Raw genomic sequence first — 21,260 nt, 5'->3', positions numbered from 1 at the left:
ATATCAAAATCTGTATTTTGTGTTGCTATTGATGTTAGCCATATTTTCGCTTTCCTAAAGTACGACACAATATTCAGTAAAGACGCTCACTGCAAGGTGAGCGTCTTTTGTCGTTTAAATTATTGATGACTTTTATCAATGACTCTGTTTACACCTAGTTGGGTTTAATTAAAGATTTTAGGCTCCATATACCTTACACACTATATTTTAGACACCCTATTTGACTATTTTGGTCTTCATTATAAAAGCTAATAAAGATATAAATTTATGACTAATACAACCCCTGCATTACAGATTACTAACCTCTCTAAAGTTTATGGCAATGGGTTTACCGCCTTGAAGAATGTAAACTTGACGGTGCCACAAGGAGAGTTTTTTGCTTTGCTAGGCCCTAACGGTGCTGGTAAATCAACGATGATTGGCATTATTAGCTCCTTGTTTAAACCTACTGAGGGTAGTATCGAGATATTTGGAACTGATTTGTTACAGAACCCATCTATTGCCAAACAATATTTAGGCATCGTTCCTCAAGAGTTTAACTTTAACCAGTTTGAAAAGGTTGAAGATATTCTGATTACTCAAGCAGGCTATTTTGGTATTTCTGCCAAAGATTCGAGACCAAGAGCTAAGAAGTTACTGACGGCTCTTGGACTTTGGGACAAACGAAACAACAAAGCTCGTGAATTATCAGGTGGTATGAAACGTCGATTAATGATTGCTCGGGCTTTGATTCACAAGCCAAGATTGCTAATTTTGGATGAACCCACAGCTGGGGTTGATATCGAGCTGCGCCGCTCAATGTGGGAGTTTATGCAGCAGATTAATGAAGAAGAAAAGACCACTATTATTCTGACTACCCATTATTTAGAAGAAGCGGAACAGTTGTGTCGATATATCGCTATTTTAGACCATGGCGAAATTCGCATTAATACTGAAATGAAAGAGCTGTTGGGTCAATTATCTATTGAAACGTTTATTTTGGACTTAGAAAAGCCCACTTCAGGTCAAGTGTCTATTACTGGTGTCACTTCTGTCTTGCAGCCTGATGATCAAACTTTGGAAGTTACTCTATCTGACGGTGAATCGTTAAATGAGGTGTTTAAACAATTAACTGAGCAAGGCGTTGAGGTAGCAAGTATGCGTAATAAGGCTAACCGTTTGGAAGAGCTATTTATGCGTCTGGTTGATCAAGGCGTACAAACCAAAGATAGCATGAAGGAGGCAGGACTATGAGCAGCATTAATAAACAAACACCCGTTAAAGGTCACAGCAATGACGGCTTAACGTTTGCTCAAAAGTGGATTGCTTTCCGGACTATCTTAGTCAAAGAAATACGCCGTATTTTGCGTATCTGGCCACAAACATTGTTGCCACCCGTTATCACTATGAGCTTGTATTTCGTCATCTTCGGTAAAATGATTGGTTCACGTGTCGGCGAAATGGGCGGGGTACCGTATATGCAGTTCATTGTGCCTGGCCTTATCATGATGTCGGTGATTACCAATAGTTATTCTAACGTGGTCTCAAGCTTCTTTAGTGCTAAGTTTACCTCCAGCATTGAAGAGCTTTTGGTATCACCTGTGTCTAAGCACTCGATATTGATTGGTTATATCGGCGGCGGAGTATTCCGTGGTCTAATGATTGCTGTGATTGTATCGATAGTGGCTCAGTTCTTTACCGAACTTGGTATTGAGCATTTCTTCGTGATGTTATTTACCGTCTTAGGCACCTCGATACTGTTTTCATTAGGGGGTTTCATTAACGCGGTATATGCCCGTTCATTTGATGATATCTCTATCATTCCAAGCTTTGTATTAACACCTCTAACGTATTTGGGTGGGGTGTTTTATTCTTTAGAAAACTTATCACCTTTTTGGCAAAATATCTCTTTGCTCAACCCAATTGTGTATATGGTTAACTCTTTCCGCTACGGCATTTTGGGGTATTCTGACGTTAATGTATGGTATTCAATGGGGGCTATTTTCTTCTTCTGTGTTATTTTCTATGTCATTGCTTATCGTTTATTACAAAATGGCTCACGTCTAAGACTGTAGTTGCGTTTAAGACTATAGTTATAAGATGGAGTCATGGCATAGTTATATGATGTTATATGGCCGCTATATAGCTTGATAAGTAAATAGCAGACTATAAATGGCCAGGCTGTAAAAGATATTTCAATTCAACATTTATGATAGGACTTACTTATGAGTATTCATGGCGTATTGGGAGAGAGTACCAGTTATCCCAAAACTTATCAGCCAGATACCCTTTATGCTATCCCACGCTCAATGGGACGTAATGAAATTAATTGGCAACAAGATAAGTTAGCAGTCGGGGTAGACTGGTGGCATGCGTTTGAAGTGTCTTGGCTTAATAATCAAGGTATTTCGCAAATGGCCATTGCTCGATTCTCTATACCTGCAAGCTCACCTAATATCGTTGAATCTAAGTCACTCAAGCTTTATTTGAATAGTCTAAACTTTACTGAGTTTGATAATTGGGAAGCGGTGCAACAAACCATTGCCAAAGATTTATCAGCTTGTGTAGGGGCGGAAGTCGGGGTGGCATTGTTTGAGCTTGATGCCATTAGTTCAGGCAGTGAGTCTGATACTGGGTTTTTGATTGCCCACCCACAAGGCAAGTGTATAGACAATGCCTTAGACGGCTTGGCGCATAAGGTTAGCTTAGTTGAGCACCCCGACGCTAGCTTACTATCGTCAACTGATTTATTGTCGACTGATCATGAAGATACTGCATCAGGCACTGAGAAACTAGGTACTGAGAAACTAAGTACTGAAAAAGAGTATCAACTGTATTCAAATTTACTGCGTAGTAATTGCCCAGTGACCAATCAACCCGATTGGGGGACTTTGTCGATAGAAATAAGCACGTCGCATGTTATCGATGAGGCCAAGCTACTGAGCTATATTTTAAGTTTCCGTCAACACAATGGTTTTCATGAGCAATGTGTAGAGCAGATTTTTGCTGACTTAAGCCAAAGATACTTGCCGTCAAAGCTGATGGTACGAGCGTGGTACACCCGCCGCGGTGGTATCGATATTAATCCTTGCCGAGTTAGTGATATCAGTTTAATGCCCAAACCAAGCCGCTTGGTACGTCAGTAACTAAGCCAGACTAATAGCCAGCTCAATATAACAAAGAACCCAAGTGTATTTATACGCTTGGGTTTTTTATGTCGTCAAATTTATGAGTCGTTATTAATTGATTAATTTCAGTATGGTATCGTATTAATTTAATTTAGTTGACATGGGGGGTAAAACATCGGATTATAGAATCATGATTAGTCGGTTAACGGTCTCCATGAGAGAGTTAACTATAAAGTAGCAACTATTGCTGGATTACCGTCCGTAGTAGGGTGGCTTCTTTTAATGTGATGAATGAGAAGGTTGTTAAAACTTCAAACATTCAGGGACTTATCGGTCTACAGCGACTAAGTAATCATTCTGGAATACGATTGTAGAATTATGATGGTATCAGGGTGATGGGTATAGTTTTTATACTTTTTAACCCGATTTGTATGTTTCAGTAGCACTTTAGGCTATCGCTTTAAGTTACTAGCACACCAATCTTGTTAAGTTCTTAAAATGGTCTTATTTCTCTTATAGTTATAGGGTCCAGCTTTTCAGCGTCGTTTGGTCACCGTATTTTTAAGTTCCCATATCACATGGCTAAGGCCTGTTGGTATTTTTTGTCGTGTCTATAGGGTTATTTTATTTTATAGATATGAGTTGTAAATTATGCATAAAATAACAATTTGAATAGGATTAAAAGTAAATCAAGAAACTTTTAACAGACTATTTAAAACATTAGGTGTATACGATTAGTATGCTTTGCTGACCAGCAACTTTTATTACAAAAGCCTTAATAACATCCCGCAATAAAATAGGTGATGACAGTGACCCAAACAACCCAAAGCCCTAATATGACAGGGCACACTCAAACAGCCCACGCTGCCATTAACTTTGGCAAAAAGCGTGAACTTTTAGAAAATGGCGATGGGCCAATCATGCTCTCTGGTGGTGAGATGCTTATTCAGTCCTTAATTGATGAGGGCGTCGAATACATTTTTGGTTACCCAGGTGGCGCGGTATTGCACATTTATGATGCAATCTTTAAACAAGACGCCATTGAGCATATTTTAGTACGTCATGAACAAGCGGCTGGTCATATGGCAGATGCTTACTCGCGTAGAACGGGTAAAACTGGTGTGGTATTGGCCACTTCAGGTCCAGGCGCAACCAACACCGTTACCGCTATTGCGACTGCTTTTATGGATTCAATTCCAATGGTGGTTATCTCAGGTCAGGTGCCTAAGTATCTTATCGGTGATGACGCATTCCAAGAGACTGACATGGTAGGCGTATCACGTCCTATCGTTAAGCACAGTTTCCAGGTGCGTGAGGCTAGCGAAATTCCCGACATTATCAAAAAAGCTTTCTATATCGCTCAGTCAGGTCGTCCTGGTCCTGTAGTTATTGATATCCCGAAAGACACCACGGCGCCACATGAGAAGTTTGAATATAATTACCCAGAGTCGGTGAATCTACGTTCATATCAGCCGTCAGTAAAAGGTCACAGTGGTCAGATTAAAAAAGCGGTTGAGACTTTATTATCGGCCAAACGTCCTATCCTATATTCAGGGGGCGGCGTTATCTTGGGCAATGCACATAAAGAATTAACCCAATTGGCACATCAGTTGAACCTGCCCGTAACCAATACTTTAATGGGCTTAGGGGCTTTCCCAGGTTCTGATCGTCAGTTCCTTGGTATGCTAGGCATGCACGGTACTTATGAAGCAAATATGACCATGCACCATGCGGATGTTATTTTGGCGGTAGGGGCACGCTTTGATGACCGTGTGACCAACAATGTTCAGAAATTCTGTCCAAATGCGACCATTATCCATATTGATATTGATCCTGCATCAATTTCAAAAACCATCAATGCCGATATTCCAATCGTTGGCGATGTGAAGTCTGTATTAACTGACATGCTTGAGCTGTTGCAAGGCGATGATAAACAATTAGATCAGCCTGCGTTGTTGGACTGGTGGTCACAAATTAATGAATGGCGTAAGCGTCATGGTCTACGTTATGACACCAGCACTGAGCAGGGCATGAAGCCACAAGCCGTTGTTGAGAAACTCTATGAAGTAACCAATGGTAACGCCATTATTACCAGTGACGTGGGTCAGCACCAAATGTTTGCTGCGCTTTATTACAAATACAATGAGCCGCGCCAGTGGTTGAACTCAGGTGGCTTAGGTACCATGGGTGTGGGTCTGCCTTATGCCATGGCGGCTAAATTAGTAGAGCCTGAGCGTGATGTGGTCTGTATCACTGGTGAAGGCTCGATTCAAATGAATATTCAAGAGCTGTCTACTTGTTTCCAGTATGGTCTGCCCGTTAAGATTTTATGCTTAAACAATGCCCAATTAGGTATGGTTAAGCAGTGGCAAGACATGCTGTATGAAGGTCGTCATGCCTCTTCTTATATGGAATCATTACCAGACTTTGTGAAGCTTGCGGAAAGCTACGGTCATGTGGGCATCAAGATTACCGATCCAGAGAAGCTTGAAGAACAACTGGCAGAAGCGATGGCAATGAAGGACAAACTTGTATTTATTGATGTGTACGTTGATCGTAATGAGCACGTTTATCCAATGCAGGTTGCGGGGCAGTCTATGCGTGATATGTGGTTATCTAAGGGGGAGCGTACCTAATGCAACATTTAATCTCTGTACTAATGGAAAACGAAGCTGGGTCGCTGTCACGTCTGGTAGGACTATTTTCACAACGCGGTTATAACATTGAAACGCTAAACGTAGCCCCTACTGAAGATGAAACCATTTCACGCTTAACCCTGACCACCAATGCCAGCGCTGATAAAATCGAGCAGATCACTAAGCATTTGCACAAGCTAATTGAAGTGGTTAAAGTAATTGACTTAACAGACAATGCTCACGTAGAGCGTGAACTTATGCTGATCAAAGTTCGAGCGACTGGCAGTGCTCGTGCTGAAGTAAAACGCAGTGCTGATATTTTCCGAGCCCAAATCGTCGATGTGACCTCAAGCATTTATACCTTACAAATTGTGGGTGACGAAGCTAAGCTTGACGGCTTTATCGAAGTGATTGGTCGTGACCGTATTCTAGAAGTGGTACGTTCAGGGGTTATCGGTATTTTACGCGGTGAGCGCACCTTGAGCCTTTAGCCTATACTAGCCTTTGGCTAATAGTCTGATTTGTAGTAATAGTAATGCCTTAAGCGTTTGCCAATGAAAGAGTTTGTTAGCAGGCGCTTAAATAAAACCCGAAAGTTGTTATATTAAAAAGTTGAACTTCAACACTACCCCCTATTTTCAACATTATTTGAAAGTATTTAAAAGGACTAAATTATGAATGTTTATTACGATAAAGATTGTGACTTATCTATCATCCAGGGCAAAAAAGTAGCTATTATTGGTTATGGTTCGCAAGGTCATGCCCATGCGCTTAACCTTCAAGACTCAGGTGTTGATGTGACTGTAGGTCTACGTGCTAACTCAGGCTCTTGGAAAAAAGCTGAGAATGCAGGCCTTAAAGTTGCTGAAGTTGCAGATGCGGTACAAGCAGCTGAAGTGGTTATGATTCTAACCCCAGATGAGTTCCAAAAATCTTTATACGAAGACGTTATTGAGCCAAACATTAAGGAAGGCGCAACGCTAGCATTTGCTCATGGCTTTGCTATCCATTATAACCAAGTTGTGCCACGTAAAGATCTAGACGTTATTATGGTTGCACCAAAAGCACCAGGTCACACAGTACGTTCTGAGTTCACTAAAGGTGGCGGTATTCCAGATCTAATCGCAATTTATCAAGATGCGTCAGGTCAAGCCAAACAAGTGGCTTTATCTTATGCTGCTGGTGTAGGTGGTGGTCGTTCAGGTATCATCGAAACTACGTTCAAAGATGAAACTGAAACTGACTTATTCGGTGAGCAAGCTGTACTTTGTGGTGGCGCAGTAGAGTTGGTTAAAATGGGCTTTGAAACCCTAACTGAAGCAGGTTATGCGCCAGAAATGGCTTACTTTGAGTGCTTACATGAGTTAAAACTTATCGTAGACTTAATGTATGAAGGCGGTATTGCTGATATGAACTATTCAATCAGTAACAACGCTGAGTATGGCGAGTATGTGACTGGTCCTGAAGTTATTAATGAACAGTCTCGTGAAGCCATGCGCAATGCTCTAAAACGCATTCAGTCTGGTGAATACGCTAAGATGTTCATCTCTGAAGGTGCCACAAACTATCCTTCAATGACTGCTCGTCGTCGTAACAACGCAGAGCATGAAATTGAAAAAACAGGCGCTAAGCTACGTGCGATGATGCCTTGGATTGGTGGTAACAAAATCATCGATAAAGAAAAGAACTAATTTAAGCTATTAAATATAGTCACTGTTTAAATCTAGTTAGGACTTAAATTTAATCATTATTTAAATGAGAGCAATCAGATTTAATAGAGTGGCAATTTTAAAAGCTGCAAAAATTGCAAACGCTATAAAAGCTCATGTGTCTACGGATACATGGGCTTTTTTAAGCTTTGAATAAACAGCCGCTCTTGAAGCGCTTAAAAAAAACGCTATATAGTTTATATTGCCCTAAATAAATTACTCGATAACTCACACATAATCGAATAACTGATCGCTTGATAATTAATAGGATAACTTGAAAACATGGATACCCAGTGGTTCACAACTCTTAATCCACCCTCTATTTATATTGCTCTTAGCGCTGTGGTTGCACTTTTAATATGGACAGAAGGGCAGATGCTCAAAAAAACTGGGGGCAAGTTACCGGAATCAAAATTTTTCCATGTGAGCTCTTTAATTGATACTTTTTGGCTATTTGTTTCTATTGCTGTAGTGTACTGGTTTGATTTTAAGTCTATCGAAATGGCAGTGCCTGTGGCATATTGGATTTATACGGTATCAGGCTGGGTGTATGGCAGTCGTCTATTAAGACGAACAGGCTTACCGTCGAAGCCAGAAGAACTCGTCATTCCTAAGCCTTATATTGCTTTTAGTCAGGCTTTTGCGACTACTTTTTTTGCGTTATGTATTTTTGTTTTATTCATTGCTAAGCAAACTAGTTAGATAATATTTACATTTTTTACATCAAACTAACTAAAACTACAGATATTATTAGGACAACGTGCTTAAAGCTGTTATACTAGTCCGTAGTAAGTAAGTTACTTTTTGAATGAATAGCACAGCTACTAATTCAAACATGACTGCATTAACATGTAGAAATGTAAGAAAAGTGGTTATTTATTAGAGTGAAGATTAGTCAACATTCTAATCAATACTACTCGCTTTACGTTTTCTACCGACACAGTCTCTACCAAGTAGAGCGGGTCAGTTAAAAGCATCATGACTATAGTTAAATCAATTTTATATTAGGAAAAGTTATGTCAGAACGTGTACAAGGTACTGTTAAGTGGTTCAACGAAGCTAAAGGTTTTGGTTTCATCGCACAAGACGATGGCGGTCAAGACGTATTTGCTCATTACAGTGCTATTCAAGGCAGCGGTTTCAAAACCCTAGCCGAAGGTCAAAAAGTTACTTTCGTATTAGGCCAAGGCCAAAAAGGTCCACAAGCTGAACAAATCGAATCAGCTGAATAATTTATTGTAGGCTTTGTCCTACAAAAAGCATAAATTATCTATAAAGATGATGATGCTATAAAAAGACAACCACTTGGTTGTCTTTTTTTTGGTCCGAAATTAGAGCTAGCCGCTATATTTAAGTTTTAGAAGCTGTATAACTGATACACAACTTATAGTAACACTGAAATAATTTTAGGGTATCTAGTTCGGCAAGGTTAACTAAAGCAACGTTAATAAACGACAAAACGTGTTCAAATCTAAAAAAGCAGTTATAAATGTAAAAATTAAAGGTCGCTAGGGAAGATATTCAAAATTTCTAGGGCAAAAATCATAAATAATGAATAAATTTATGACCCTTTATTCACGTCCATGGCTTGACCTTCATGGGTTGGTCACGCAATATAATGTCGTCTGATAATAAATGTTTATTTATACTGCACCAAAGCCTAAAAAATGGTTGGTAAAAACTATTTTCGGTTTAGTAGACTATTGGGTTGATTAACGAGTCAGATGACTGAACAAATCCTGTTAATTAAATCCAACAAATTGTTATATATATTGGTCCCTATATTGGCTAAGATGTATAAGAATTAATTTTGAAGTGCAAGATAAGATATACTGAGCACTTTGTTTAGAATCGTAATTTTGATAACTCATAACATTAATAAACGAGGAACGTATGAAAGCATTAGTCGCTGTTAAGCGTGTGATTGACTATAACGTAAAAGTTCGCGTTAAAGCTGATAATTCTGGCGTTGATCTTAGTAACACAAAAATGTCTATCAACCCATTTTGTGAAATCGCTGTTGAAGAAGCAGTACGTCTGAAAGAAGCAGGCGTGGTTGATGAGGTAATTGTTGCTTCTATCGGCCCTAAAGAATCTCAAGAACAAATTCGTGCTGCTCTAGCGCTAGGTGCTGACCGTGGTATTTTGGTTCAGACTGATGACAAAGCATACCCTCTACAAGTTGCAAAAATCCTTAAAGGTATCGCTGAGCAAGAAGGCACAGACATTATCCTACTTGGTAAACAAGCAATTGATGACGACAACAACCAGACTGGCCAGATGCTTGCTGCATTAATGGGTATCGGTCAAGGTACTTTCGCATCAGAAGTTAAAGTTGAAGGCGATAAAGTAAATGTAACGCGTGAAATCGACGGCGGCTTACAGACAGTAGCGTTACCATTACCTGCAGTAATCACTACTGATTTACGTCTAAACGAACCACGTTACGCAAAACTTCCAAACATCATGAAAGCTAAGAAGAAGCCGCTTGATGAGAAAACACCAGCAGATTTCGGTGTAGACATGGCTTCTAAGCAAGAAGTTGTGAAAGTAACTCCACCACCTGAGCGTTCTGCAGGTATTAAAGTTAGTTCAGTGGATGAGCTAATTGACAAACTAAGAAATGAAGCCAAAGTTATTTAATTGTTGAACTGACTTCTTATAAATTTGATTAGTTTCGTTACGTTATCGGCCTGTCATTATTTCTAGAGGTTTTGAAGTTAACCTATTTTAAAGCCGAAATATTTTGAAGCTGACAGGCGGTAATTAAGAGTTACCAAATCACAATTTTTTATAATTATTTGAAAGGATAATAATCTCATGGCAATTTTAGTATATGCAGAACATGATAACGCCGAGCTAAAAAAAGCAACGCTAAGCACAGTAACTGCTGCTTCTCAAATGGGCAGTGACATCCATGTATTGGTTGCAGGTTCTGGTTGTAAGCCAGTGGCTGAACAAGCGGCTAAAGTAGCAGGCGTAAGCAAAGTAATTTGTGTCGATAGCCCAGCTTATGAATATCAATTGGCTGAAAATGTTTCTTTATTAGTTAAAGATCTTGCTGGCGATTACAGCCATATCGTTGCACCAGCGACGACTAACGGTAAAAACTTCATGCCACGTGTGGCAGCTCTTTTAGACGTTAGCATGATTACTGATATTATGCAGGTAATCGACGCCAATACTTTCGAGCGTCCTATCTATGCAGGTAACGCTTTAGCGACCGTTAAAACTTCTGAAGATAAAGTACTAGTTACAGTTCGTACTACTGCATTTGATGCGGCGGCTGCTGAAGGCGGTTCTGCTGAAATCCAAGAGTTAGACAACTCACAAGATGCTGCTAAATCAAGCTTTGTTAGCGAAGAATTAGCGAAGTCTGATCGTCCAGAGCTAACTTCTGCTGAAATCGTAGTTTCAGGTGGTCGTGCTTTAGCCAATGGTGAAAACTTCACAAAATATATCGAGCCACTAGCAGACAAACTAGGCGCGGCAATCGGTGCATCACGTGCCGCTGTTGACGCCGGTTATGTACCTAATGATATGCAAGTAGGTCAAACAGGTAAAATCGTTGCACCAAACTTATATATCGCTGCCGGTATCTCAGGTGCTATTCAGCATTTAGCAGGTATGAAAGATTCTAAAGTTATCGTTGCTATCAACAACGATCCAGAAGCGCCAATTGCTAGCGTTGCTGACTACTTCCTAGAAGGCGATTTATTTACCGTACTTCCTGAGTTAACCAGCAAGCTGTAATTTTTGTCTTGCCAGTTAACTTTTACTAAATTAGTTTCTAGCAAGCTGCTTTTTAAGCAAACTACTTTTTAGTAAATTGCTTTTTGAGCAATCAAAAGCCCTCAATATTTTATTGAGGGCTTTTTTAATACTTTTTTTAGTTATTTAATTTTATATACTGTGATGACAGTTTTTATTTGAGTTTCGCCCATGCCCCATTCTCATCTTACCAATCTATGTCCCATATCTATCACAAACGCTGACCCTCATTTGCTTCAACAAGTGGCTGATATTGAGCGAAAGGTGCAGTTAGATAGTTGGAACCAACAGCAGATTGACGCTCTTTTACAGCAAGATATTAATCAGTGTTGGGGGATAGTACAGGCAGACCAACCCCAGCAACAAGATAAGCAACTGGTCGCTTATTGTCTTATAAGCACTGTATTTGAAGTGGCTGAAGTATTACGCATTGGTACGCATCCTGACTTTCAGCGTCGAGGCTTGGCTGCCAGTTTGCTACAGGCATTAATTCAGGATATGCCACATAAGCAATTAGATAGAATTTTATTAGAAGTTAGAGCAGATAACACCAAAGCGATTGCGTTGTATCGGAAAATGGGCTTTGAGGTCATTCATACCCGTAAAGGGTATTACGCCATCCCTGCTGAAGACAGCAGCATAGAACGACGATGTGATGCGTTAATCATGCAGTATGAAAGGCAGGCCTAAGATTGTGTTTTTATCTACACTGATGTCCCTGTCTATGAAAAAGCTACAAGATAAACTGTACAGTGGAGGTCTGTAGTAGTCTCAATACCTCGTCGCTGTCTGGCGTCTGCTCAAAGTAGGTCCAGCGATTATTGATTAATAACTCAATCGGAGTGTAGTCGGTCTTATAACTCATCTTTTTCACCGTAGGAATCCAGAAGCCTAAGTAGGCATACTCTAATCCCAACTGTTTGGCAGTTTCAATTTGGCTTAATATACAAAAAACACCTAAGCTGCGTGAATTATAGCTTGGGTCTGGGTCGAAAAAGGTATAAATGCTTGATAAGCCATCGCTTAGCTTATCAGTCACTGCCACCGCAATCAGCTTATTATTGGCTTCTCTCACTTCCATAAACATCGTATCTGCTGGACTGTCCACTAAAAATTGCTCGAAAGTATGCAGACTAGGGGGATACATATCGCCTTCAGCATGTCGTGCAGAGATGTACTTTTGATACAAAGCATAATGCTCTTGGCCGGCCTCAGATGCTGCTATAAATTTGGTCGTCACCCCGCTATTACGATTAACTACTTTGCGATAGCGTCTTGAGGGCACAAACTTATTTACCACCACACGACTCGAGATGCACTGTAAACAATGTGAGCAATTGGGTCGATAGAAAGCCGTACCACTACGTCTGAAGCCTTGGGCACATAGCTGAGTATATAGCTCAGTATCAATACTTTGGTTGGTGTCTAACAGCATAAAGGTCAGCTGCGATACCTGTTCTGGGATATAGCTACATAGACTGGGAGGAGAGAGATTAAAGCTATTTTCAACTTCAAAATTATCGAGGTGTACCATATTGTCTGCATAAAGATGCATCTAACTTAATCCTTGCGGTCTTGGGTCAGTGAGGTAGAGGGGATAGGCATAGTGGTATGGGGCAGTTGATTCACCAAAAAGCGAGTGTGAGCCTGAGCGTGCCAACTGGAACTGCTTTGTACTACCAGCTTAGATAAAGTTTGCAAAAATGGTTCGCGTGGCATGATACCGGCGCCTAAACTCTGCAGATGGGGATTGGGTAACTGGCAGTCTATAAGCTTAACGTTGCTAAATTGACAAAAGTTATTGAGAGCCCAGAAAGCCACTTTTGAGGCATTGCTCTTACGATGAAACATGGATTCGCCAAAATAAATTTGTCCTATTTTTAAGCCATATAGGCCCCCAATCAAGACATCGTCCTCCCATACTTCAAAGCTATGGGCGTAGCCAAGCTCATGAAGCTCGGTATAAGCCTCTATCATCTCCTCGTGAATCCAAGTGTCTTTGGCATAGCTACGCGGTAAGCTACAAGCGTGAATAACCTCCTCAAAAGCGCTATTAATGCTCCAGTGCCACGTACTAGACTTGGCGAGTCGTGTGAGTGATTTACTAGCAGCGTAGGAGCTAGGGTCTAAGATACAGCGGGGCTCAGGAGACCACCATGCAATAGGCTCATCTTCATTAAACCAAGGAAATAGGCCTTGAGAATAAGCTGCTAACAAGGTTTCGGGGGACAAATCTCCACCGATAGCCACCAGTCCTAAACCATCAGGATCTGCCACACTGGGTTCAGGAAATAAGTAGGGGCAGTCAAATAGGGGAGAGGACGCTTGTGCGGTTTGCCTACTTTGTGAGGGAGTGTCTGAGTTGCTTTGATTGTCTGAGGTCACAAAGTTTATCTCTTATTAATAAAGTAAATAAAGCCACGTAAGATAACATGATAAGTCAGCAGTTAGCATTAGAAAACAGCGTTAAGTACGACGTTAAACTAAGTGCTAGATTAAAATAAACAAAGAGTTAGTATATCAATTGCTTAAGCATTGACAACAATTCACCTTTATTATTTCATAAATAGCCCGTCATAAAAAAAAGTGCCAATCAGTTTTTGATTGGCACCTCTTATGATTAAGCTCAGCATCCAAACTTATAAGTAGCTAGATTTATAAGTAGCAAGCGCTTAACGAACTTAATAGATTTAAGCCTGATCATCCTCGGTTAAAGTAGAGGCGTAAGTATGATCTTTCGCATCGGCCTCACCGATTGAGTCTAGGTATTTTTCCGCATCCAGTGCGGCCATACAGCCAGTACCTGCTGAGGTAATGGCCTGACGATAAACATGGTCAGCCACATCGCCCGCTGCAAATACACCCTCAATACTGGTTTGAGTCGCATTGCCTTGGATACCGCTATTGACCACGATATAACCATCTTTCATATCTAATTGACCATCGAACATGTCTGTATTTGGTTTGTGACCGATAGCCACAAACATACCCATGACATCTAAGTGCTTGGTGCTACCATCTTTTGTCGATTCGATAACAATACCGTTAACTCCCATGTCATCACCGACCACTTCTTTAACTTGATGGTTCCATTCGATAGTGACGTTGCCTTTTTTGGCTTTTTCAAACAGCTTGTCTTGCAAGATTTTCTCAGAGCGTAAGCTGTCACGGCGGTGCACTAAGATGACTTCTTTGGCTATGTTTGATAAGTACAACGCTTCTTCGACAGCAGTGTTGCCGCCACCGATAACCGCTACTTTCTGGTTCTTATAGAAGAAACCATCACAAGTGGCACAAGCAGACACGCCTAGACCTTTAAATTTATTTTCTGACTCAAGACCTAAGTACTGAGCTGAAGCACCGGTAGCGATGATTAGCGCATCACAGGTGTAGCTGCCAGCATTACCTTCAAGTTTGAAAGGACGCTCGGTCAAGGTCACTGAGTTAATATGATCATTGATAATCTCAGTACCAAAACGCTCGGCATGCTCTTTCATACGTACCATTAAATCAGGACCGGTCAAACCATGAGCATCACCTGGCCAGTTGTCAACTTCGGTAGTCGTAGTTAACTGACCGCCGACTTGCATACCTGAAATGATAACTGGCTTTAAGTTAGCACGAGCAGCGTAAACAGCCGCTGAGTATCCTGCAGGGCCTGAGCCTAGAATAATTAGTTTTTCGTGACGAGGTGCTGAGGTCTCTTGTGTCATGTACTTTCCTTATTTTGATTTTTGAGTAACATTTGAAAGTTTGCGTTAGCGTGGTAAATGCCATAAGTAACAAAAGGCGCTACTATAAAGGACAATTTATCGACGTTGGTATTTATAAGAATGGGGGCATTTGTTTACAATAGCAAATGAGTTTAAGTTATCATGTTTATTTATATGATAAATAAGCCAGTCAATGCTCGAAAATAGAGCACAATTTGCTATTATAGAGGATTATAAAAACTAGGCTAATAATTTTGCTTAATGGCCGATGTTCACCAGTCATAAACGTCTATTTTATACCATTCTTTATTTAAAATTGCACCGTTAACTCCTGCTCAAAAAGCAGCTGGCCTTATTGCTTAAACTGAAATCCGTAATAGTCAGTGATAAGCAGTGCAGGGTCATTATGGGTTTGTGGTTTATATCAGGTTTATGGTTTATATCTAAGTTTCAAACGTTGGGAAAAATTAATGATAACGGCACCTTTCATTCATACGCTTAAAAAAATTGTTTTTACTTTACTTGCCGTCCTGCTGTCCGCATTCTTGTTCGTTATCTTGGTTACTTATACCCCCAATGATCCAAGTTGGTCGCGTATCAGCAGTGATATGGGTCAGATTAGTAATATGGGCGGCGCAGTGGGCGCATGGCTATCAGACCTTTTATATACTTTTCTAGGCTGGCCAGCCTGGTGGTTAATGGCCTTTTTGGTTTATGAAGCGGTTTGTATGTGGTGGCATCGTGATCAAGCTTCTGGTCCTTTAAGAGCCATTGCCTATGTGTTTTTGCTACTGGCTAGCTGTGGTCTTTTAGCAGTCACACCGCAAGTGTCGGGTTTGATCTCTGATAATGGTGCCCGTTTTGGTGGTATTTTAGGGGTAGAAGTCGCCACGCCTTTGTCTGGGCTATTGACCATTTATGGGGCGGCTTTATTCTTACTAGTATTTAGCTTGATTACGGCGACATTTGCTTTTGATATTCATTGGAAGCGGGTGTTCAAAGAAGTCTTCAGCTTATCGTGGTTAGGCAGTGGCATACAACGCGATGCAGCAGCGGCCAATGAAGCGTCTGAATTAGCAGAGGATAACGCATTAACCACTGATGAAACCTCTGATCAAGTACATCCAACAGATACTGAGTCTCCTTTATTTGAACAGTTAAAATTAAAACTGCCTGAAACAGCGGATGATGAAGAGGCTGATTTGCTAGCCAATAGCCACTCAGCCTACAGTAGAAAGTCTGACCCAGCATTAACTAATGTATTAGATGAATTCCTAGTAAACTCAGGCCTTACTGAAAGTATCTTGGCGCTGCGTGAACAAGAGGCAGAAGAAGCGCGTAGCAATTCTGAAAAACAAAACAAAGCCGATCAGCAGCCTATAAAAGCAAACCCTGTTCTAAAAAAGCAGGAACCAAGTTTTGCTTGGAATGACCAAAATGCTATTAATGAGTTGCTAGATGAACAAGCTTTACCGGTTGCCGTTGCTGTGACTTCTAGTGTAACCGCTACCTCTAATAACGTAGACAATAAAGCCAGCGACGTGGAAGCTACCGAAGAGACCCTTGACTCAGTCAGTACAGTGCATGAAGCGGCAGACGATTTAGAAACATTAGAGCCAGAGACAGAGACTTTCCCTTCTATCGCTAAAACTTCTGTAGCTATAGACACAGTTGAACCTGAAACATTAGCAGATAAACCTAAAATAGAGCCAACCAGTGCTGCACAACAAAATAATGAGCCTGTTGATGAGGATGCTTATGACAATAATGAGCAACCTGACGTTGCGTTAGAAGACAATAAAGTAGAAGAGATTGAACTAGTCGATAGTGAACTCGAAGACCGTGAGACAGAACAAGAGGCGACTGACGTTGAGTCTGATATCGAAGTTGATGAGGTGTTGGATCTAACACCGACCAATACCCCACCTTCGAACCCAAAGAAACCTCATGAGCCGAGTGAGGCACAGAATACAGAAACTAGAGTCGCCCCGACTATTCGATTTGCAACGCCTGATGGTGATGCAAGTAACCATATTGAAGACATGGTGCCTGATATAGACGATGAAGAAGATGATGATATAAGTCTTCCTGAAATTCATGATGATGCGGCTTTTGCGTCTAGTAGTCGTGCCATGCAAACGGCTAAGTATCGTGAAGGTTTATCACCTATTCCTGAGCTGTCCATTTTGGATAAGCCAGACCCCGATCGTACGCCAAGCTATAATCAGGCTGAACTACAGCAGCTGTCTGAGTTATTAGAAATTAAACTGCAAGAATTTAATGTAAAAGCCGAAGTGGTTAACGCCATTCCTGGGCCTGTAGTCACGCGCTTTGAAGTGGATTTAGCACCTGGGGTAAAAGCCAGTAAAGTGACCGGTATTTCACGAGATTTGGCGCGTTCTTTATCTATGGCGTCATTGCGTGTGGTAGAGGTCATCCCCGGTAAGCCTTATATCGGTATTGAAGTGCCCAATAAAAAACGCGAAATGGTGCGTTTGGTTGAACTGCTGCAAACCGAAGATTATAAAAATCCCAAAGCTCAGATTAGTATGGCTATGGGTAAAGACATCGGTGGTAAGCCTGTCATTACTGACCTAGCACGTGCCCCTCATATGTTAGTAGCGGGTACCACCGGCTCGGGTAAGTCTGTATTGGTCAACGCCATGCTGTTATCTATGCTGCTTAAATACACGCCTTCACAATTAAGATTAATCTTGATTGATCCCAAACAGCTAGAATTAGCCAACTACAATGACATTCCTCATCTGTTAACCCCCGTGGTGACGGATATGAATGAAGCAGCCAGTAGCTTGGCATGGTGTGTGGCAGAAATGGAGCGCCGTTATCAGTTAATGAGCTTACTTAAAGTACGTAAGTTAAGTGAATTTAACAAAAAGGTAATCGCCGCTGAAAAAGCAGGCAGACCGATGATTGATCCATTATGGCGTCCTAATGACAGCGTCAGTATCGATAAAGCGCCTAAGCTTAAGACCCTACCAATGATTGTCATTGTCGCTGATGAGTTCGCAGACATGATTATGCAAGTCGGTAAACAAGCAGAAGAGCTGATTACCCGCTTGGCACAGAAGTCTCGTGCGGCTGGTATTCACTTAATGTTAGCGACGCAGCGTCCGTCTGTCGATGTTATTACCGGTCTAATTAAAGCCAACATTCCAGTACGTGCGGCATTACGGGTTAACTCTAAAGTAGACTCTCGCACTATCTTGGATGCTGGCGGGGCAGAGGACATGCTGGGTAACGGTGATATGCTGTTCTTAGGCCCAGGTCAAATTGAGCCTGATCGTGTGCATGGTGCGTATGTCAGTGATGAAGAGGTCAACCGAGTGTGTGATGCTTGGCGTGAGCGCGGTGCCCCTGATTACATTGATAATATGGCCAATAACTTCGATCTAACCAGTCCGAGCAGTAGTGGGGCAGGTAATACCTCAGGAGAGGACGATGCTCTTTATGATGAGGCGGTGGCTTTCGTTTTAGAAACACGTAAAGTCTCTGCGTCTAGTATCCAACGTAAATTTAGTATTGGTTACAACCGAGCTGCGCGTATTGTTGATTCTATGGAAGAGGCAGGACTGGTCAGCTCCATGGGTAAAAGTGGCAAGCGTGAACTACTGATGTAATGATTTCAAATGAGTAACGTAGGTATTAACTAAGGGGCTTAAGCCCCTTTTTTATGGCTATTTTTTAGGTCATTTAACACCCACTTAACAGTTATTTTAATAGGCATTGAACTCTTTACACAATTAAACTAAAGTTAACAGTGACTAGTGTTGGTTAAGTATATATTCATGATATAATGGCTTCATTAAAACGAAACATAGATATAAAAATGAGGATTACCTATGAAAACTATCGTACATAAAGCCAATACTCGTGGTAGCGCAGATCATGGCTGGTTAAAAAGCAAACACACTTTTAGCTTTGCAAACTACTACAATCCTGAGCGTATGGGATTTGGCGCATTACGTGTGATTAATGATGACCATGTCGAAGGGGGTATGGGTTTTGGTACTCACCCTCACCGTGATATGGAAATTATTTCAATTCCAACATCAGGTAAATTGGCTCACAAAGACACCATTGGTACTAACGGCATTATCGAAAGTGGTGAAATTCAAGTAATGTCAGCCGGTACTGGTATCGCACACAGTGAGATGAATGGCCAACCTGGTGAACCCGTTAAGTTTTTCCAAATTTGGGTAATGCCAAATAAACAAGGGGTTGAGCCTCGTTATCAACAGCTAAAAATAGCAGATATGTTGAAGCCTAATGAATTTGGTCAGATCTTATCGCCCAACCCAGATGATGCAGGCGTATGGATTCACCAAGATGCCTGGTTCCATATGGGCAACCTTGATAAAGGGGTGAGTGCTAGCTATGATCTAAAAGGGAACCAACATGGCGTCTATGCCTTTGTTATCGAAGGCAAAGTAAAAATCGGTGATAAAATTCTAGAAACTCGTGATGGTATGGGTATCGTGGATACCAAAGGCTTCGAGGTAGAAGCGCTAGAAGGCTCTCGTGTGTTACTAATGGAAGTTCCCATGTAGTTTAGACAACTTGAGTAATTCGCGTAATTTAGATAATTTAAGTCATTGGCTTTGATTATTTTCGCCTTTACTCATAGTTATCTATCAAAAGCCAAACCTTTGGGTTTGGCTTTTTTGTTGGCATTGTTATAAGCTATCCAATTATCGACCATCACACTCAAGCAGGGAAGGCTATGTTTAAAGAGTATCCGCAATATGACGCCCTTGGATTGGCGCAGTTAATCAAATCAGGCGATATCAGTGCCAAAGAAGCATTAGAAGCTGCTATCTATCAAGCCAATAAACTCAACCCTAAATTAAATGCCATTATTCATCGTTTTGACGAACGTGCATTTAATGCAGCACAGCAAGGTCTACCTCAAGGAATTTTTACAGGGGTGCCTTACCTGCTAAAGGATTTAAACTATCTATTTGCTGATGAGCCTATCAAAATGGGCAGCCGTAGTGTCAACATTGTGCCAACAGAAGACAGTGAGCTGGTAAGGCGGATGAAAGCCACGGGCGTCAATACCTTTGGTAAGACCAACACGCCAGAGTTTGGTTTAATCATTACCACAGAGCCTAAATCTTTCGGGGCCACTCATAACCCGTTCAAAAAAGGCTATAGCAGTGGTGGCTCATCAGGGGGCAGTGCAGCAGCGGTTAGTGCCGGTATTGTACCTATGGCAGGTGGGGGTGATGGTGGCGGTTCGATACGCTTTCCGTCAGCTTGGTGTGGTGTATTCGGTTTAAAACCAAGCCGAGGTCGTAACCCTAGTGGGCCTCTGTACGCCGAAGGTTGGGAAGGGGCAGTCGCTGATCATGTTATCACTCGTAGTGTCCGCGACAGCGCCGCTATGTTAGACGCTACTGCTGGCAGAGAGGTGGGGGCAGCTTTTATAGCAGAATCGTCAGACCAAGGTAGATTTTTGGAGGCCACCAAGACTCCGTCTAAGTCATTAAAGATAGCCTTAATGCGAGAGCCGTTGTTTCCGGGTGCAAAAGTAGATAAAGAAGTTATGGCGGTATTAGAACAAACAGGCAGACAGCTTGAGGACATGGGACATAGGGTAGACTATGATACGCCAAAAATTGACAGTGACCGGATGTGGCGCGATTTCTTTACCGTAGTTTGCGCCCACACTGCTTATCTTGTTGAAGACTTGGGTCTGCGATATGGTAAGCAGCAAGTGGCCAATCTTGAGCCACAGACCCGTAATATGGCGATGATAGGGCGCTCATTAAGCGTTATGGATTTGCTCAAAGCAAAACAGGGCTGGCATGAGGTGCAGTATCAAACCGGACTAATCCTGGAGCAATATGACATGATATTGTGCCCCACTGTACCCACGGCTGCTGTAAAGCATGGGGTATTGCCGCCCGGTCGTATTGATGAGCTATTACTTAATGTCAGCGGACTCATTGAGAAAGGGATCAATATAGGCAAATGGATCTATAATTCAAGCATAGTAGAACGTCTTAGCGCACCAGTATTAAGTAAAATGGCCTTCACCACGCTAGGTAACATAACTGGCCTGCCAGCGATGTCTGTGCCCCTAGGTATGACGAGTCAAGGTTTACCGATTGGTATGCAGTTTATTGGCCGTATGAATGATGAGGCTAGATTGTTTGCTTTGGCTGCCCAGTTTGAAAGTGCTGGCTTGTTTACTGAACCGGCGATTTAGGACGAAGTAATCTGAGGATGGCTTGAGTGCTTTGCTACGCTTAATCTTTTTTTTAATAAGATGCGATATAAAAAGAGCCTATTACGATGTCG

At 41.5% G+C, this 21,260-nt stretch carries 17 protein-coding genes; 14 read left to right on the top strand and 3 right to left on the bottom strand.

The features are described 5' to 3' along the window. The first annotated feature begins 267 nt into the window (after positions 1–267). The 11 genes from LK453_RS00665 to rimI all read left to right on the top strand — a co-directional run bounded on the left by LK453_RS00665 (position 268) and on the right by rimI (position 11,913). Positions 268–1,233: an ABC transporter ATP-binding protein gene (locus LK453_RS00665; protein WP_201534334.1), complete on the top strand. Its 966-nt coding sequence runs from the start codon at positions 268–270 to the stop codon at positions 1,231–1,233. Beyond that, complete coding sequence (locus LK453_RS00660) at positions 1,230–2,054, top strand: ABC transporter permease (protein ID WP_227674365.1); 825 nt, start codon at positions 1,230–1,232, stop codon at positions 2,052–2,054. Before LK453_RS00665 ends, LK453_RS00660 begins: the two co-directional genes overlap by 4 nt. A gap of 150 nt (positions 2,055–2,204) precedes the next feature. Further along, positions 2,205–3,125 (top strand): NADPH-dependent 7-cyano-7-deazaguanine reductase QueF, encoded by a 921-nt coding sequence (gene queF / locus LK453_RS00655; RefSeq protein ID WP_201534331.1) that lies wholly within the window; start codon positions 2,205–2,207, stop codon positions 3,123–3,125. Between the two features lie 902 nt (positions 3,126–4,027). Further along, a complete protein-coding gene (locus LK453_RS00650; protein ID WP_201541632.1) occupies positions 4,028–5,743 on the top strand; it encodes an acetolactate synthase 3 large subunit in 1,716 nt (571 codons plus the stop codon). Further along, the gene (gene ilvN, locus LK453_RS00645; protein ID WP_007394033.1) at positions 5,743–6,234 is read left to right on the top strand and encodes an acetolactate synthase small subunit; all 492 of its coding nucleotides are present in this window, start codon (positions 5,743–5,745) and stop codon (positions 6,232–6,234) included. Before LK453_RS00650 ends, ilvN begins: the two co-directional genes overlap by 1 nt. A 183-nt stretch (positions 6,235–6,417) precedes the next feature. Further along, positions 6,418–7,434, top strand: coding sequence for a ketol-acid reductoisomerase (ilvC, locus tag LK453_RS00640; RefSeq protein ID WP_007394032.1), 1,017 nt, complete (start codon positions 6,418–6,420; stop codon positions 7,432–7,434). A gap of 393 nt (positions 7,435–7,827) precedes the next feature. Continuing rightward, positions 7,828–8,154 (top strand): hypothetical protein, encoded by a 327-nt coding sequence (locus LK453_RS00635; RefSeq protein ID WP_227954043.1) that lies wholly within the window; start codon positions 7,828–7,830, stop codon positions 8,152–8,154. 314 nt (positions 8,155–8,468) lie between these two features. After that, positions 8,469–8,684, top strand: a complete 216-nt coding sequence (locus LK453_RS00630) for a cold-shock protein (protein WP_007394029.1) — start codon at positions 8,469–8,471, stop codon at positions 8,682–8,684. 661 nt (positions 8,685–9,345) lie between these two features. Next, positions 9,346–10,095 (top strand): electron transfer flavoprotein subunit beta/FixA family protein, encoded by a 750-nt coding sequence (locus LK453_RS00625; protein ID WP_201541630.1) that lies wholly within the window; start codon positions 9,346–9,348, stop codon positions 10,093–10,095. 177 nt (positions 10,096–10,272) lie between these two features. Then, on the top strand, positions 10,273–11,205 hold the full coding sequence (locus tag LK453_RS00620; RefSeq protein ID WP_007394027.1) for an electron transfer flavoprotein subunit alpha/FixB family protein: 933 nt from the start codon (positions 10,273–10,275) through the stop codon (positions 11,203–11,205). 189 nt (positions 11,206–11,394) lie between these two features. Continuing rightward, positions 11,395–11,913, top strand: coding sequence for a ribosomal protein S18-alanine N-acetyltransferase (gene rimI, locus LK453_RS00615; RefSeq protein WP_201534311.1), 519 nt, complete (start codon positions 11,395–11,397; stop codon positions 11,911–11,913). A gap of 43 nt (positions 11,914–11,956) precedes the next feature. Here rimI and LK453_RS00610 read toward each other — a convergent pair whose 3' ends face one another. The 3 genes from LK453_RS00610 to trxB form a co-directional block, all read right to left on the bottom strand. Then, positions 11,957–12,778, bottom strand: a complete 822-nt coding sequence (locus LK453_RS00610) for an arginyltransferase (protein WP_201534291.1) — start codon at positions 12,776–12,778, stop codon at positions 11,957–11,959. A 5-nt stretch (positions 12,779–12,783) separates the two neighbouring features. Continuing rightward, positions 12,784–13,500 carry a leucyl/phenylalanyl-tRNA--protein transferase gene (aat, locus tag LK453_RS00605; protein ID WP_227674366.1) on the bottom strand — a complete coding sequence of 239 codons (717 nt, stop codon included), beginning with the start codon at positions 13,498–13,500 and terminating at the stop codon, positions 12,784–12,786. Positions 13,501–13,913: 413 nt separating this feature from the next. Further along, the gene (gene trxB / locus LK453_RS00600) at positions 13,914–14,936 is read right to left on the bottom strand and encodes a thioredoxin-disulfide reductase (RefSeq protein ID WP_201529253.1); all 1,023 of its coding nucleotides are present in this window, start codon (positions 14,934–14,936) and stop codon (positions 13,914–13,916) included. A 470-nt stretch (positions 14,937–15,406) separates the two neighbouring features. On the opposite strand from trxB, the gene LK453_RS00595 reads away from it, so the two are divergent. The 3 genes from LK453_RS00595 (at position 15,407) to LK453_RS00585 (ending at position 21,168) form a co-directional block, all read left to right on the top strand. Next, positions 15,407–18,574, top strand: a complete 3,168-nt coding sequence (locus tag LK453_RS00595) for a DNA translocase FtsK (RefSeq protein ID WP_201534285.1) — start codon at positions 15,407–15,409, stop codon at positions 18,572–18,574. A gap of 222 nt (positions 18,575–18,796) precedes the next feature. Then, positions 18,797–19,504, top strand: a complete 708-nt coding sequence (locus LK453_RS00590; protein ID WP_201534276.1) for a pirin family protein — start codon at positions 18,797–18,799, stop codon at positions 19,502–19,504. A 173-nt stretch (positions 19,505–19,677) separates the two neighbouring features. Next, entirely contained in the window at positions 19,678–21,168 is a 1,491-nt protein-coding gene (locus tag LK453_RS00585; protein WP_201534273.1) for an amidase, read from the top strand. Positions 21,169–21,260 lie beyond the last annotated feature (92 nt).

Origin of the sequence: Psychrobacter sanguinis (assembly GCF_020736705.1) — a bacterium.
Classification (GTDB): Bacteria; Pseudomonadota; Gammaproteobacteria; order Pseudomonadales; family Moraxellaceae; genus Psychrobacter; species Psychrobacter sanguinis.
Note: the sequence above shows the minus strand (reverse complement) of the source record. Positions and strands in the feature narration are given on the sequence as shown.